The sequence below is a fragment of the Streptomyces sp. NPDC046335 genome (genome assembly GCF_055587985.1).
Genome location: NZ_JBVJFF010000006.1, coordinates 257,084 through 272,338 on the forward strand (window position 1 = coordinate 257,084; position 15,255 = coordinate 272,338).

The 15,255-nt window shown below is 73.3% G+C and carries 13 protein-coding genes; 8 read left to right on the plus strand and 5 right to left on the minus strand.

The window, feature by feature from the left end; all coding sequences use genetic code 11:
* The first annotated feature begins 190 nt into the window (after positions 1-190).
* From ACZ6JY_RS16605 to ACZ6JY_RS16620, 4 genes are all read left to right on the plus strand, one after another.
* Positions 191-625, plus strand: coding sequence for a DUF6643 family protein (locus ACZ6JY_RS16605; protein WP_469196583.1), 435 nt, complete (start codon positions 191-193; stop codon positions 623-625).
* A gap of 45 nt (positions 626-670) precedes the next feature.
* A complete protein-coding gene (locus tag ACZ6JY_RS16610) occupies positions 671-1,495 on the plus strand; it encodes an MOSC domain-containing protein (protein ID WP_469196585.1) in 825 nt (274 codons plus the stop codon).
* Positions 1,496-1,699: 204 nt separating this feature from the next.
* Positions 1,700-2,305: an Rv1733c family protein gene (locus ACZ6JY_RS16615; RefSeq protein ID WP_469196587.1), complete on the plus strand. Its 606-nt coding sequence runs from the start codon at positions 1,700-1,702 to the stop codon at positions 2,303-2,305.
* Between the two features lie 165 nt (positions 2,306-2,470).
* A complete protein-coding gene (locus ACZ6JY_RS16620) occupies positions 2,471-4,882 on the plus strand; it encodes a right-handed parallel beta-helix repeat-containing protein (RefSeq protein WP_469196589.1) in 2,412 nt (803 codons plus the stop codon).
* Here the strand turns inward: ACZ6JY_RS16620 and ACZ6JY_RS16625 are convergent.
* The gene (locus ACZ6JY_RS16625; protein WP_469196960.1) at positions 4,842-7,106 is read right to left on the minus strand and encodes a hypothetical protein; all 2,265 of its coding nucleotides are present in this window, start codon (positions 7,104-7,106) and stop codon (positions 4,842-4,844) included. The genes ACZ6JY_RS16620 and ACZ6JY_RS16625 overlap by 41 nt on opposite strands.
* A 287-nt stretch (positions 7,107-7,393) precedes the next feature.
* On the opposite strand from ACZ6JY_RS16625, the gene ACZ6JY_RS16630 reads away from it, so the two are divergent.
* Complete coding sequence (locus ACZ6JY_RS16630) at positions 7,394-8,233, plus strand: DeoR/GlpR family DNA-binding transcription regulator (RefSeq protein ID WP_469196591.1); 840 nt, start codon at positions 7,394-7,396, stop codon at positions 8,231-8,233.
* A 63-nt stretch (positions 8,234-8,296) separates the two neighbouring features.
* The gene (locus ACZ6JY_RS16635; RefSeq protein WP_469196593.1) at positions 8,297-8,788 is read left to right on the plus strand and encodes an SRPBCC family protein; all 492 of its coding nucleotides are present in this window, start codon (positions 8,297-8,299) and stop codon (positions 8,786-8,788) included.
* Positions 8,789-8,795: 7 nt separating this feature from the next.
* Here the strand turns inward: ACZ6JY_RS16635 and cds1 are convergent, their stop codons facing one another.
* Positions 8,796-9,890: an L-cysteine desulfhydrase Cds1 gene (gene cds1 / locus ACZ6JY_RS16640; protein WP_469196961.1), complete on the minus strand. Its 1,095-nt coding sequence runs from the start codon at positions 9,888-9,890 to the stop codon at positions 8,796-8,798.
* Between the two features lie 352 nt (positions 9,891-10,242).
* Between cds1 and ACZ6JY_RS16645 the strand changes: the two genes are divergently transcribed.
* Both ACZ6JY_RS16645 and ACZ6JY_RS16650 read left to right on the plus strand, forming a co-directional pair.
* Positions 10,243-10,572 (plus strand): hypothetical protein, encoded by a 330-nt coding sequence (locus ACZ6JY_RS16645; RefSeq protein ID WP_469196595.1) that lies wholly within the window; start codon positions 10,243-10,245, stop codon positions 10,570-10,572.
* Between the two features lie 213 nt (positions 10,573-10,785).
* Complete coding sequence (locus ACZ6JY_RS16650; RefSeq protein WP_469196597.1) at positions 10,786-11,259, plus strand: ATP-binding protein; 474 nt, start codon at positions 10,786-10,788, stop codon at positions 11,257-11,259.
* A gap of 173 nt (positions 11,260-11,432) precedes the next feature.
* On the opposite strand, the gene ACZ6JY_RS16655 is transcribed toward ACZ6JY_RS16650, so the two are convergent.
* The 3 genes from ACZ6JY_RS16655 to ACZ6JY_RS16665 are packed head-to-tail and all read right to left on the minus strand — an operon-like array spanning position 11,433 to position 15,159.
* Positions 11,433-14,003 (minus strand): ABC transporter permease, encoded by a 2,571-nt coding sequence (locus ACZ6JY_RS16655; protein ID WP_469196599.1) that lies wholly within the window; start codon positions 14,001-14,003, stop codon positions 11,433-11,435.
* The gene (locus ACZ6JY_RS16660) at positions 14,000-14,869 is read right to left on the minus strand and encodes an ABC transporter ATP-binding protein (protein ID WP_469196601.1); all 870 of its coding nucleotides are present in this window, start codon (positions 14,867-14,869) and stop codon (positions 14,000-14,002) included. The genes ACZ6JY_RS16655 and ACZ6JY_RS16660 overlap by 4 nt, the downstream gene beginning before the upstream one ends.
* Positions 14,866-15,159, minus strand: a complete 294-nt coding sequence (locus ACZ6JY_RS16665) for an SHOCT domain-containing protein (RefSeq protein ID WP_469196603.1) — start codon at positions 15,157-15,159, stop codon at positions 14,866-14,868. Before ACZ6JY_RS16665 ends, ACZ6JY_RS16660 begins: the two co-directional genes overlap by 4 nt.
* Positions 15,160-15,255 lie beyond the last annotated feature (96 nt).

Here is a 15,255-nt window from a genome sequence, read left to right on the forward strand (position 1 = left end):
CTCTTCCGTCACCGCAGGGACGACCGCGGGTAACCCGCCGGGAACTCGGCTTTTACATGATCAGTACGTCATCCGGCGACCGATTTTCCCAAGTTCGCTCGGATTGGGGATCCGTCGCCACTGCCGACACGGAAAACAACCCTCTTATCGGTCTCCCCAATCAGCACATCAAGGGCTTAACTTATGAAGCATGACCTCCCCCCGCTCCACCTATGGCGGCGGTTACTACTCCGCGCCGTCCTTCCCGGACACTCCGATCTACGACTCCCTCGTCGCAGAGCGGGGCACTCCTCAGATCGCCCCGATCCGGGTTCCCTCCGCGTACGACACGGGCAGCCACAGCCATCTGCCCGCACTCCCGGCCGCGCTGCCCGCCCTGCCGGCCGCCCCTTCCCACCACCAGAACCCCGCGTACGGCTACCCGCAGCCCCAGCAGCACGCCCCGCTGCAACAGGCTCCGGCGCCGTACATCCCGCAGCAGGCCGCGGGCCCGCGCGGGTATCCGGGCGCCCAGCAGCAGCGCCCCGCCCCCGGCACGGGGTACGAGGCGATGCGCCCCGCGCAGCCCCGCCCCGCCCCCGGTCCGTACGAGGACCCGTACAACCGTCCCTATCGCGGGTACTGACCGACCGCGGGCATTCCTGTCAGTGGCTGCTGGCAGGATGTCCGCATGTCGAATCCAGCCTTGCGGTCGATCCACGTCCACCCGCTGAAGGCGGCTCAGGGACACGCGCCGCGTGAGGCCGTCGTGGAGCCCTGGGGGCTCGTGGGGGACCATCGCTGGATGCTGGTCGACGGCGACGGGCGGTTCGTGTCCCAGCGGCCGTATCCGCGCATGGCGATGGTCGCCGCCGAGCCTCTGCCCGGCGGCGGCATCCGCGTGTCCGCGCCCGGCCGCAGGGCGCTCACGGCGGCGGTGCCGGAGCAGCGCGAGACGGTGCGGGTGGAGGTCGGGCGGGACGAGGTCGACGCGGTGCCCGCAGACGCCGCCGCGCACGCCTGGTTCAGCGCCCACCTCGGCATGGACGTGCGGCTCGTCCACCTCGACGCCCCCGCCACCCGCCGCCCGATCGACCCGGCGTACGGCGAGGAGGGCGAGACCGTCAGCTTCGCGGACGGCTTTCCGCTGCTGCTCACCTCCTCGTCCTCGCTGGACGCCCTCAATTCACTGATCGCCCAGGGCGATCACGCCGATGAGGGCCCGCTGCCGATGAACCGCTTCCGGCCCAACGTCGTCGTGGACGGCACCCCGCCCTGGGCCGAGGACGACTGGAAGCGCGTCGCCATCGGCGGCGTCGTCTTCCGGGTCACGAAGAAGTGCGGACGCTGCGTCGTGACGACCACCGACCAGAACACCGGGGAGCGCGGCAAGGAGCCGCTGCGCACGCTCGCCCACCACCGCCGCTTCGGCGACCTGCTCGTCTTCGGGCAGAACCTGGTGCCGGAATCGACCGGGCGGATCCGCGCCGGAGACACGTTCGAGATCCTCGAATGACCGGTATCGCGGTGGGAACTCGACGGCGGAGCACGGACGTTGGAGCATGTGGCTGCGGAGAGACGAGGAGAAGCCGCGAGGAGACCGTGCGGGACGGCCCTCGCGGGCCGGCTTCGCGCGGGTGATTCCGCTCTCTCTTCTCGCCGCCCGCGCGCAAGCCGTGCCGTCACTGGTAAAGACGGACGCGTAAGGGGGTGCAGGGCTGTGCGAGCAATCGTCGGACTCTGGCGTTGGCGGCACAATCCGCTGCGCCGCGGGACCGACCTGCTGGAGTCGTGGGTGGCCTTCGCCGCCCTGGTGCTGATCGTCGCCGCCGCCCCCGTCGTCGGCGTGGTCACCACGGAGCTGACGCGGGACACCCTCCTCGCCTCGGTGCGCGAGCAGCACGAGGCCCGCCATGCCGTCGTCGGCACGGTCGTGCGGAAGCTCTCCGCTCCCCCGCTCGACCCCGACCCCGAGACCTCCTCGGCCCGCGACGCCCACAGCCGCGTCCTCGCGCGCTGGACGGGCCCGGACGGCACGGACCGCTCCGGCGTCGTCGTCGCCGACCTCGACGCCCCGGGCCCCGGCGACCACTTCAGGCTGTGGACCGACGACCGCGGCCGGGTGGTCGGGCGCCCGCTGGACACCGCGACCGCGACCACGCACGCGGTGCTCGCCGGATTCGGCGCGGCCTCGGCGGGCGTCGGGCTCATAGAGGGCACCCGCAGGCTCGTCCTCTGGCGCATCGTGCAGGGGCGTTATGCCCGATGGGACCGGGCATGGGACAAGGCGGGACCCGACTGGGGCAGGACCGGCACCGGCTCCTGAACCGCCACGCGGGCGGCCCGCGCAGGTGAGAGCCTGGCGTTCGGGTCAACTGGCCCCGCGCACGCGCGCTACGGTGGACCGGCCGAACTCTTCGGCTCCTTGCGCATCGAGACGGCACATCGACGCAGGATCCCGCGTACGACGAGGTGGGGGCAGAGCAACTCCATGGCACAGGGCACGGTCCAGGTGACGCACACCGGCACGTCGCGGTGGCGGCGCCGCACCGGCGAATACGCCTCGCTCGCCGCTGCCTTGGAGGCCGCGGGCGACGGAGACATATTGACCGTCGCCGCGGGCACCTACCGCGAGAACCTCGTGGTCCAGCGCGCGGTGACGCTGCGCGGCCCGGAGAGCGCGCCCGGTTCCGTGCGCATCGCGCCGCCCGACGGCGTGCCGCTCACGGTCCGCGCCTCCGCCACCGTGCAGGACCTGCACATCGAGGGGCAGGACTCCTCCGCGCCCGCGCTGCTCGTCGAGGACGGCGCCCCCGAGCTGACCGGCATCCGCGTGGTGACCCGCTCCGCCGCCGGCATCGAGGTGCGCGGCGGCGCCCGCCCGACGGTGCGCCGCTGCACGGTCGACAACCCCGGCGGCATCGGCATCGCCGTGCTCGACGACGGCGGCGGTGTCTTCGAGGAGTGCGAGATCGTCTCGGCGGGCCAGTCCGGCGTGGCGGTGCGCGGCGGCGGCCACCCCCGCCTTGAGCGCTGCCGCGTGCACCACGCCTCGGGCGCCGGGCTCTCGGTGACCGGCGAGAACAGCGGCCTGGAGGCGATCGGCTGCGAGGTGTACGAGGTCAAGGGCTCGGGCGTGCAGGTCACCGCGCGGGCCGCGGCGCATCTGACCGACTGCGACGTGCACCGCACCACGTCCGACGGCGTCACGCTCGACACGGACGCCGTGCTCACCCTCGCCGACTGCCGCATCCACGACATCCCGGAGAACGCGGTCGACCTGCGTTCGCGCTCCGTGCTGACCCTGACCCGCTCCACGGTGAGCCGGTTCGGGCGCAACGGCCTCTCGGTGTGGGACCCCGGCACGCGCGTGGACGCCAACCAGTGCGAGATCCACGACAGTACGGGCGACTATCCGGCGGTCTGGGTCAGCGACGGCGCGACCGCCGTCCTGGAGTCCTGCCGGGTGCACGACGTGCCGGACGCGCTGTTCGTCCTGGACCGCGGCTCCCGCGCGGACGTCGTCGACAGTGACATCAGCCAGGTGCGCAACACGGCGGTGTCGGTGAGCGACGGCGCGACCGCGGAGCTCGACGACTGCCGTATCCGCGAGGCCGCCACCGGTGCGTGGTTCCGTGACCACGGCAGCGGCGGCACGCTCGCGAACTGCACGGTCGACGGCGTCCAGACCGGCGTGATCATCACCAAGGGCGCCGACCCCGCCGTCGAGCGGTGCACCGTCACCTCGCCCGCCGAGGCCGGTTTCTACGTATCGGCGGGCGGCCGGGGCACCCTCCAGGGCTGCCGGGTCAGCGGCAGCGGGGGCTACGGCTTCCACGTCATCGACGGCTGCCGTACGACGCTGCGCAAGTGCCGCACGGAGCGGTGCGCGCGCGGCGGCTTCGAGTTCTCCGAGGAGGGCCCGCTCGTCGAGGACTGCGCGAGCGACGAGAGCGGGGGGCTGCGTACGCCGACGGCCACGGCTGCGGTGCCGGAGCCGCCCGCCGTGCGCACGGCCACGCAGACGACGGGGCTGCTCGGCGCCGTCCCCGCCCAGCAGACCGCGCCGCCCCCGGCTCCCGAGCAGGCCGTGCGCGCCTCGAATGAAGTGCTCGGCGAGCTGGACGCCCTGGTCGGCCTGGACAGCGTCAAGCGCGAGGTGCGGGCGCTCACCGACATGATCGAGGTCGGCCGGCGCAGGCAGCTGGCCGGTCTCAAGGCCGCGTCCGTCCGCCGCCATCTGGTCTTCACTGGCTCACCGGGCACCGGCAAGACGACCGTCGCGCGGCTCTACGGCGAGATCCTCGCCTCGCTCGGCGTCCTGGAGAGCGGCCACCTCGTCGAGGTGTCCCGTGTGGACCTGGTCGGCGAGCACATCGGTTCGACGGCGATCCGCACCCAGGAGGCCTTCGACCGGGCGCGCGGCGGTGTCCTGTTCATCGACGAGGCGTACGCGCTCTCCCCCGAGGACTCCGGGCGCGACTTCGGCCGCGAGGCCATCGACACACTCGTGAAGCTGATGGAGGACCACCGCGAGGCCGTCGTCGTGATCGTCGCGGGCTACACCGAGGAGATGCGGCGCTTCCTCACCGTCAACCCCGGCGTGGCCTCCCGCTTCTCACGCACCATCACCTTCGGGGACTACGCGCCCGAGGAGCTGCTCCGGATCGTGGAGCAGCAGGCGGAGGAGCACGAGTACAGCCTCGGCACGGGCGCCTCGGAGGCGCTCCTGAAGTACTTCACGGCCCTGCCGAAGGGGCCCGCGTTCGGCAACGGCCGCACCGCGCGGCAGACCTTCGAGGCGATGGTGGAGCGGCACGCCGGCCGCGTCGCCCAGTTGCCCGATCCGAGCACGGACGAGCTCACCCTGCTGTATCCGGAGGATCTGCCGGAGCTGGTGTGACCGCTTCGGCCGCCGCGGGCCGCGGTGACGGCACGGCCGCCTTCAGGCGCGCGAGGAGCCGTGCGCGCTCCTCGGCGAAGGCGGGGTCGGCCTGGTAGTCGCCGTGGCCCAGTATCGGCGCCGGGAGCGGATGGGCCTCCGTACGCCCGTAGGCCAGGGGGTCCCTGAGGGCCGCGCGGTCGACCTGGGGGCCGCAGTCGCCGTGCAGGCTGATGGGGCCGCCGATCGGGTCGGTGGCGCGGTGCAGATTGCGCCAGCAGTCGACCTCGCGGTGCAGGGACGACAGGGCCGCGGGGCCGAAGTGGGCGGGGAACCAGCGGCCGTAGAGGCGCTCCAGGGGTGAGCCGTAGGTCAGCAGGGCGACGCGCTTGCGCACGGAGGGGCGGAGCTGCCAGGCGGCCGCCGCGGCCAGGACGCTGCCCTGCGAGTGCCCGGAGATGACGAGGCGGCCGCCCGTGGCGCTGGTCGCGCGCGTCCAGGCCGCCATGCGCCAGGTCAGGTCGGGGACCGCGCGCTCGGCGTAGCAGGGCGGGGCGAAGGGGTGGGCGGCCCGGGGCCAGAACGTGCCGACGTCCCAGAGGATGCCGATGGTGCGGCGGGCGGACGCGTCCTTGTAGGCCCGGCGGCCCCAGGTGACGAACAGTATGAACCCGAAGCCGATCAGCCAGGACCCGAGCGCCTGCGCGGTCTCCGCCGCGCCCTCCACGACGTCGGGCATCCCCTGGGCGGCCTTGGCCGGCACCTTCCCGGTGAGCCGGGCGCCGACGATGGCGCCCGCGCCGAGCAGCAGCGTCACGGCCGAGATGATGCCGACGACGAGGGGGGCGCGGTCGGTGAGGGCGGCACGCGCGCGGGTGGCCGCGATGCGGCGGGTGCGCGCCGGGTCCCTGGGCTCGCCGGGGTAGTCGAGCGGCACCTGCGCCCGCTCGCGGCGCTTGCGGCGGACGGTCTGCGCGCCGAGCCAGGCGCAGAGCACCGCGGCGACGACGAGCAGCGGCGGGATCACGGACGCCTGCCAGGTGAGCAGGACGGGCGGCCCCGCTATCGAGCCGTGGGTGCCGTCGAGCCAGTCGGCCACGCGCTGGGCGCCGCCGCCGGACATCACGCCGCCGAGCGCGCAGGAGAGCATGGCGACCGCGGGTCCGGCGAGGCCGCGGATGGCGGTGCGGGAGCTGGGCGAGGAGCGGTACAGGGCGTGCGCGACCGCCGCGAGGCAGATGACGAGGATTCCCTGGACCAGCGCGATGCCGCCGAACGTGGCGTCGCCCGGCAGCCTGCCCGCGGACCGCCAGCCGGGGCGTGAGACGCCCGCGTAGAGCAGGGTGAGGACGAGTACGGCGAGCGCGGCCTGGGGCAGGCGCCGGACCAGGACCCTGTCGAGCCTGCGGTCGAGCCGGTTCTCGCTGCGCCCCCTGCGGCACACCACCCACACGACGACGCCGCCGCCCACGACGAGTACGGCTTCCAGGACCCAGCCGAGGGTGTCGAGCAGGGCGGGGCCGCCTGAGCGGCGGTCGTGCCGCGCGGCCGCGGCGCCGACGGCGGCGGCGACGGTGAGCAGCCCGGCGGCCGTGTGGGCGGCGCGCAGCCGGGCGACGAGGCGGCGGCCGTACCAGAAGCCGGGCCTGGCGAGTGCGGAGCGGTGGGTCTCCTCCTCCGGGTCGGGCTGGTGGGGCAGCGGCCGCTGGGACTCGTAGGCGCTCCAGGTGCGGTGGGAGAGGTACCAGAGCAGGCCGGTGAGCGCGGCGGGCGCCAGGGCGGCGAGGCCGAGCCGGCGGCCCGGCTGCGACCACCAGCCGCCGTGCCCCGCCCCGTCGGTCGCGAGGAAGCCGAGCCAGGCGCGGTCGGCGGAGCACTCGGGGGTGCCCGCGCACTGCCAGGCGGTGAGGTCGAGCGCGACCTCGCAGGCGGCGGCGGTCAGGAGCACGGTGAGGGTGAGGCCGATCAGCCGCACCAGGAGGCCGTAGGTGCGCACGAGCCGTCGGCGGCGGCGCGAGGTGGGGCGCATCCAGTGGGCGAGGTTGACCACCATGAAGGGCAGCAGCAGGAGCCACAGTGCGCGGGAGCCGTTGCCGGAGGTGAGGTTGCACCACACGTACGCCTCGGGCACCGGTTTGCCGCGGTAGTCGTCGGGGCGCCGCTCGGCGTCGGCGTCCTCGGTCCGGCGGAAGACGGCCGCCGTCTCGTCGCCGGAGATCCGCACGGTCCGCGGATCGCCGAGCATGTCCTGCGGTGTGGTGCCGCCGACCCCGTGCACCAGGAGTTCCAGGGCGGTCTCGTCCTTCGTCGCACGTTCCACTGTTCGGCATCCCCCGAGAAGTGCGTGGTGAGGGGGCCAGGATCTCGGCTGAGGAGCCGGTGCGCACCCTCCGTCACTGAATCTCCCCCGTACGGGCGGCGGGGAACCACAACGCGGGCGGTGACCCGGGTGTCACAGGCGCGTGCGAGGATGATGCGCAGCGCGCCGCAGGGGCGCGGCGGATGTGACGAGGCAGAAGGCCGGGGCCTGGCGTGAGTGAGAATCAGAACCTCCTCGCCGAGCAGCGCCGTGCCCTCATCCTCGACGAGGTGCGCCGCCGGGGCGGGGTCCGCGTCAATGAGCTGACCCGCAAGCTCGGCGTCTCCGACATGACGGTCCGCCGCGATCTGGACGCGCTGTCCCGGCAGGGCGTCCTGGAGAAGGTCCACGGCGGCGCGGTGCCGGTCGTCGAGGCGAGCACGCACGAGCCGGGCTTCGAGGCGAAGTCCGGTCTTGAGCTGAGCGCCAAGGAGGACATCGCGCGGACGGCGGCGTCCCTGGTGGCGCCGGGTTCGGCGATCGCGCTGTCCGGCGGCACGACGACGTATGCGCTGGCGCACCATCTCCTGGACGTGCCGGACCTGACGGTGGTGACCAACTCGGTGCGGGTGGCTGACGTCTTCCACTCCGCGCAGCGCAGCTCCGGGCAGCGGCAGGGCGCGGCCACGGTGGTGCTGACCGGCGGGGTGCGCACTCCCTCGGACTCGCTGGTCGGTCCGGTCGCGGACCAGGCGATCGGGTCGCTCCACTTCGACGTGCTCTTCCTCGGTGTGCACGGCATATCGGCGGAGGCCGGCCTGTCGACGCCGAACCTGGCGGAGGCGGAGACGAACCGGCGGCTTGTGCAGTCCGCGCGGCGCGTGATCGTGGTCGCGGACCACACCAAGTGGGGGACGGTGGGTCTGAGTTCGTTCGCGGCGCTCTCGCAGGTCGACACGTTGGTGACGGACGCGGGGCTGCCGGCGGACGCGCGCGCGGAGGTCTCCGAGCAGTTGCGCAGGCTCGTGGTCGCGGGCGAGCCCGAGGCCGTGGACGGACCCGCAGACAACTGACGGACCGCCAGCTATGGTGACCGTGCCCGGTCAACCCGCCCGTTCCACTGGGGGCAGCGTTCGATGGCACGCCGTCTGAAGCCCGTGAAGCTCGACTTCGCCGAGTCCGCTCCGCTGCGCCTGGTCTTCGCGCGCGAGGTGAGCGCGGATCCCGCGGCGGTCCACCGCGCGCTCGCCGACGACCTGGCCGACTGGCCGAGGTGGTTCACCGCGGTCACCCTGTGCCGCCCGGTCGACGGCGGCAAGGGCCGTGAGGTGCGCCTCAGGGGCGGCACCCGCTTCCGTGAGACGATCCTCGCCGCCGAGGCCCCGCACCGCTATGCCTACCGCGTCGACGAGACGAACGCCCCTGGCCCCCGCGCCCTCATGGAGGAGTGGCTGCTCAGCCCGGCGGGGACCGGCACCCGCGTGCAGTGGACCGTCTCGGCGGACGGCCCCGCTCCGTTCCGCTTCCTGCTGAGGGCCGGCCGCGCGGGTCTTGGCCGGTCCTTCCGCGGCGCCGTGACGAACCTGGACCGCCGGCTCACGGCGGCCGCGGAGCGGGACCGCGGCTAGGGCGGGGCTACCGCCACTCGCCCGTGGCGAGGAGTGTCTCGATCGCCGCCGCGTACGGCGTGATGTCCAGGCCCTGTTCGGCCAGCCACGCGTCCGAGTAGTACTTGTCCAGATAGCGGTCGCCCGGGTCGCAGAGCAGCGTCACCACACTGCCCTGGCGGCCCTCGGCGACCATCTCGGCGACGATCTTCAGGGCGCTCCACAGGCCGGTGCCGGTCGAGCCGCCCGCCTTGCGGCCGATGGCGGCTTCCAGGGCGCGCACCGCCGCGACGGACGCCGCGTCCGGCACCTTCATCATGCGGTCGATCGCGCCGGGCACGAAGCTGGGCTCCATGCGGGGGCGGCCGATGCCCTCGATGCGGGAGCCGCAGTCGCTCGTGGCGTCCGGGTCGTTCTTCGTCCAGCCGTCGAAGAAGCAGGAGTTCTCCGGGTCGGCCACGCAGATGCGGGTGTCGTGCTGCATGTAGTGGACGTAGCGCGCGAGAGTGGCCGATGTGCCGCCCGTGCCCGCCGTGGCGACGATCCACGCGGGCTCCGGGTAGCGCTCGAGACGGAGCTGCTGGTAGATCGATTCGGCGATGTTGTTGTTGCCGCGCCAGTCGGTGGCCCGCTCCGCGTAGGTGAACTGGTCCATGTAGTGGCCGCCGGTCTCGACGGCGAGGGCCGCCGACTCGGCGTACATCGTGCGCGAATCGTCGACGAAGTGGCACCGGCCGCCGTGGAACTCGATCAGGCGGCACTTCTCGGCGCTGGTCGTGCGCGGCATCACCGCGATGAAGGGCACGCCGATGAGCTTCGCGAAGTACGCCTCGGAGACGGCCGTCGAGCCGCTGGAGGCCTCGATGACCGGGCGGCCCGGCCTGATCCAGCCGTTGCAGAGGCCGTAGAGGAAGAGCGAGCGCGCCAGTCGGTGCTTGAGGCTGCCGGTCGGGTGCGTGGACTCGTCCTTGAGGTACAGGTCGATACCCCACCGCTCGGGCAGCGGGAAGCGCAGCAGGTGGGTGTCGGCCGAACGGTTGGCGTCGGCCTGAACCTTGCGGACGGCTTCTTTCAGCCAGTCGCGGTACTCCGCGTCACTGTGGTCGACGTCGAGCGTCGGCATCGGCCCGTCGGCTCGAAATTGCTGTGGGGTGTCCACCGCGGGGCTCCTTCGCGTCGTGCCGGACGCGATTCGACGCGGCCGTACACCTCGATCTTAAACACCCCTCGCACGCTTCTCACCTGCATAAACACACCTTTGAGCACCTCAAAGGCACTGCTGGCCCAGCCGACGGCAACGGGCTCGGCGGGCGGCCGGGGCGCCGTGTCGACGGCGTTTCCCGACGTCTCCAATGCGCACTGGTGCTCGACGCTCACGGCGGGCAGACTGCACGTCACGGACATGACCCGGACGGAGTACGGGACACTGTCCCGGACGGAGCGATGTCACCGAGGCGCGCGAGGGGGCTTACGTCATGGCTGAGCCGGAGTTCACGGCGACGGGTGTGCGGATCGGTCGGCGCCTGCGCTCCCTCACGCGCGCGGGACAGGTCCGGATCGCCGACGGCAGGCTTGAGTTGCTCACCAGTTACGGTACGGAGATCGACAGTGCTCCGGTGCAGGCCGTGCGGGCGGGCAAACCCTGGTTCGCCCCGGAGGACCGCGCCCTGGCCGAGGTGAACGGCATCCGTTACCGGCTCACCCTCGGCGGGCGCGAACCGGCCCCCGGCCAGGCCGGGCCCCCGACCGTGCGCAGGTTCATCGAGGCGGTACGCGGCGCCGCGGGACGCCGTGCGCGAAGCTGAACGGTCCGCACCGGGCCGAACGGACTCCATCCGCCCGCGCGAGTTGCACACCCGTTCCCCCTGGGTCACTCTGGTCTCACATCACTCTGGGTTTACCGGCGATGACGCTGCGAACCAGCCCGCCGCCGGCACGCAGTAGGCGGCAGACCAAGCGGCCACCTGCTGGATCCGAACGACGCCTTCTTCCGGACCTCAATTCGGGGAGTCGCAGCCGTGATCAGCAAACCAAGCAGGCATTGCACGGTGGAGCTTCAGGCCCTGCCGTCGCGGATCCGCCAGGTCCGCCGAATCATCTCCGCGCAGCTGCGGTACTGGCATCTCGACCCCTTGATCGACCGGGCCGCACTCGGCGTGACCGAGCTGCTGACCAACGTCCACCGGCATGCCGAACCGGACAAGGGGTGCACCGTGGAGATCGAGCTGCTCCTCGAACGGCTCACCGTCTCCGTCCACGACCACGATCCCCGGCTGCCCGTGATCCACGAGGCGGAGCCGATGGCGACCTGTGGCCGCGGCCTCGCGATGGTCGCGGCGGTGAGCGAGAGCTGGGGCGTGCGTCCCCAGGGGGAGTCGGGAAAGGTCGTGTGGTTCACGATCCCCGCCCCCGATCCCTCGGCGCCCGTCCCCCTTCGCCCCGTGTACGGGATGACCGAGAAGACTCCCGCCCGGTCGGCCGTTGCCGGCTGACCGGGCGGTGATCGTCCCGCGCGCGTGCCCCGCGCCGGGCGTACGCCTTCACGCGTCACCCCGTCCCGCGCCACGCCTTCCCGCGTCACGCCTTCGCGCGTCACGCCTTCCCGCGCCACGGCTTCACGCGTCACGCCTTCGCCCGCTACGCCTTCACGCGTACGCCGGTGGGGTCACTCGGTGGCGATGGCGCGCAGCACGTCGAGGCGCGCCGCGCGCCGCGCCGGGCGCAGCCCCGCCAAGGCTCCCGCGGCCAGGCCCACCGCCGCGACCACCGCGAGCCGCACCGGCGGCAGGGCGAACGCGAAGACGCTGTCCGTGGCCCCGTCGGAGGCCTTGACCAGCACCCAGCCCAGGAAGCCGCCGAGCGCGAGCCCGCCCGCCGTGCCGAAGGCGGCCACGAGCACCGACTCCCAGCGGACCATGGCCCGCAGCTGCGCCCTGGTCTGCCCGACGGCCCGCAGCAGCCCGAGCTCGCGGGTGCGTTCGTGGACGGCGAGGGTCAGTGTGTTGGCGATGCCGAGCAGCGCGATGAGCACCGCGAGGGCGAGCAGGGCGTAGACGAGGGTGAGCATCATGTCGATGCCGCCGACTGCGGACCGCGCGTACTCCTCGCGGGTCTGCACGTCCGGGTTGCCGTACTTCTCGGCGGTCTCGGCGACCGCCGCCCTGCCGTCGGCCGCGCCGACGCCGTCCTTGAAGGTGACGGAGACCAGGCTGTCGGCGTCCTGCGCCCGGTGCGGTGCCCAGGCCTCGCGGGTGATGACGTAGTCGCCCGCAAGCTCCGACCTGCCGTACACGGCGCGGACCTCGAAGGTCTCCGCCGTGCCGTCGGGGAAGGCCAGTTCGGCCCGTGACCCGACCTCTAGGTCCTGCTTCTCCGCCTCGGCGCGGGTGATCGCGATGCCGTCGTCGCCCAGCGCCCGCAGGGAGCCCTCGACCTCGCCGAGGTCGAAGGACCTGGCGAAGGGGACGGGGTCGGTGACGGTGAGCGCGCGTCCCTCGCCGTTGATCTCCGCGGCGCCCTTGCCGAGGCCGACGGCGGTGGCCACCTCGGGGCGTTCGGCGAGCGCGGGGGCCAGCGCGGGGCTGAGGCCGCTGCCGCCTGCGCCGAAGCCGGGGGTGCTCACCGCGACGTCGCCCGCGAAGGAGCGGTTCACCGTCTGGTCCATGGTCGCCTTCAGCGAGGCGCCGAAGACCGTGAAGAGCGAGACCACGGCCACGCCGACCATCAGCGCGCTCGCGGTGGCCGCGGTCCGCCCGGGGTTGCGCAGGGCGTTGCGCCTGGCGAGGCCGCCCGTCACGCCGCGCAGCCGGTCGAGGGGCCCGCCGAGTATCCGTACCGCCCGCGACGACGCGACGGGGCCGAGCACCACGAACGCGGCGAGGGCGAGCACCGCCCCGGCACCCGCGAGCCAGACCGACGGGCTGACCAGCACGCCGGCCAGGGTGAGGCCGACGGCGAGCGACGCGAGGCCGAGTCCCACCACGGCCCGGCCGCGCGAGGCCCCCGAGTGGTCGACCGCACTCTCGCGGAGCGCGGCGAGCGGCGCGGTGCGCCCGGCCCGGACCGCGGGCAGCAGCGCGGAGCCGAGGCAGACGACCACGCCGACGGCGAGCGGCAGCAGCATGGAGAGCGCGCCGACCACCAGGTCGCCCTCGGGGAAGGGGAAGCCGATGGCGGGGAAGAGCGCCTGGAGTCCGGCGGCGATGCCGATGCCGCCCGCGAGCCCCGCGGCCGAAGCCACCACGGCGACGACGGCCGCCTCGACGAGGGTCGACGCGGTGACCTGGCGGCGGGACGCGCCGAGCGCGCGCAGCAGGGCGTTCTCGCGGGTGCGCTGGGCGACGACGATGGCGAAGGTGTTGTGGATGCTGAAGGTGGCGACGAGCAGGGCGACCCCGGAGAAGACCAGCAGGAAGCCGGTGAAGAGCGTCAGGAACTGACCGGAGACGTTGTCCGTGTTCTCCGCGGCGGACGCCTCGCCGGTGATGGCCTCGACGCCTTCGGGCAGTACGGGCTCCAGCCGCTCGACGAGTTGGCGCTCGCTCACGCCGGGGCCCGCCCGCACCTGGATGGCCGCCGCCTCGCCGGGCCTCGGTGTCAGGTACTTCTCGGCGTCGGCCCGGGTCATGCCGGTGAAGGTGGTCTGCGCCATGCCGTCCTCGCCGCCGAACGTGGCCAGGCCGACGATGGTGACGCGTACGGGGTCGGGCGTGCGCAGCGTCGTGGTGTCGCCGATCTCCAGGTCACCGGTCTCGGCCGCGCCGCGGTTGACGACGACCTCGCCGGATCGCTCCGGGGCGCGCCCCTGGGCGAGCCGGTAGGCGTTGAGGCCGGTGTCCGCCATCCAGTTGCCCGCGAGGGTGGGCGGTCCCTGACCGCCGATGGGTTCGCCGTCCTTGCCGAGGAGCTGGCCCGCGCCCTGGATGCTGGGCGCGGCGGCGGCGACTCCGTCGACCTTCTCGATCTCGTCGGCAAGGGAGGTCTTCACCGGCTGCCGGGTGCCCTGGCTGTCGTCCGGGGTGGTGACGGCGTTCGCGCTGCGGACGACGGCGTCGGTGCCGCTGGTCGCGGCGCCGAACATCGTGTCGAAGCTCGCGCGCAGGGTGTCGCCCATGACGAGCGTGCCCGCCAGGAAGGCGACGCCGAGCATGACGGCCAGGAACGTGCCGGCGAAGCGGCGCTTGTGGCCGCGCAGCGAGGACAGGCTGATGCGGGTGGAGGCTCCGAGAGAGCTCATGGCCGCGCTCCTCGTACGGGATATGCGTCCGGGTGGTGTGCGGGCCTGTCTGCGGACCTGTCTGCGGACCTGTCGCCCGCGTGGTCCGCGTCGAAGGCCTTGAGCCGGTCGAGGACGCGGTCGGCCGTCGGGGCCGCCATCCGGTCCACGAGGCGGCCGTCGGCGAGGAAGACCACCTCGTCGGCGTGGGCGGCGGCGACCGGGTCGTGGGTGACCATGACGACGGTGCGGCCCATCCGGCGCACCGCCCGGCCGAGCAGGTTCAGGACCTCCTCGCCGGAGCGTGAGTCGAGGTTGCCGGTCGGCTCGTCGGCGAAGACCACATCGGGCCTGCCCGCGAACGCCCGTGCCACGGCGACGCGTTGCTGCTGCCCGCCGGAGAGTTCGGAGGGTCGGTGACCGAGCCGGTCGCGCAGCCCGACGACGTCGATCAGGGATTCGGTCCACTCGCGGTCGCCGCGGATGCCCGCGAGGTCCATGGGCAGGGAGATGTTCTCGGCGACGGTCAGCGTCGGCACCAGGTTGAAGGCCTGGAACACGAAACCCACGCGGTCGCGGCGCAGCAGCGTCAGACGCCGGTCGTCCAGCGTCCCGAGCTCCGTGTCACCGATGAAGGCGGCGCCCGATGTGAGCGTGTCGAGGCCCGCGGCGCAGTGCATCAGGGTGGACTTGCCCGAGCCCGAAGGGCCCATGATCGCGGTGAACCGCCCGGCCGGAAAGCCGACGCTCACCCCGTCCAGGGCCCTTACGGAGGTGTCGCCGCTGCCGTAGACCTTCACGGCCCCTGCGACCCGGGCGGCATCCACGGCGTCCGCGGTGTGCGCGGTGTGCGCGGTGTGCGCGGGACGTCCGGCCGCGGTGCTCATGCGGCACCGCCCTTGGGCGCACGGCCGAACTCCTCGTTCAGCACGGAGAGCCGCCGCCAGTACTCGTCCTCGTCGATCTCGCCGGCCGCGAAGCGGTGCCCGAGGACGGCGATGGGCGAGTCCGCCCCGACCCCGGCACGGCGCCCGGCGGACCGGAACGGTCCGCGCCCGCCACGCCGTCCGGCTCGGCGGAGGAGGGTGACGGCGCCGATCACGACGGCCGCCCAGATCAGCGGGAAGAACAGGATCCACGGGCCGGGCCCGCCGTCCCAGTGCGCCAGGGTCTGCATGGGAGTCAGCTCCTCGGAAGGGTTCTCGGAAGGGGTTCGGAAGGGGTTCGGAAGGGGTTCGGAAGGGGTTCGGGAGGGTTCTCGAACGACACTCCG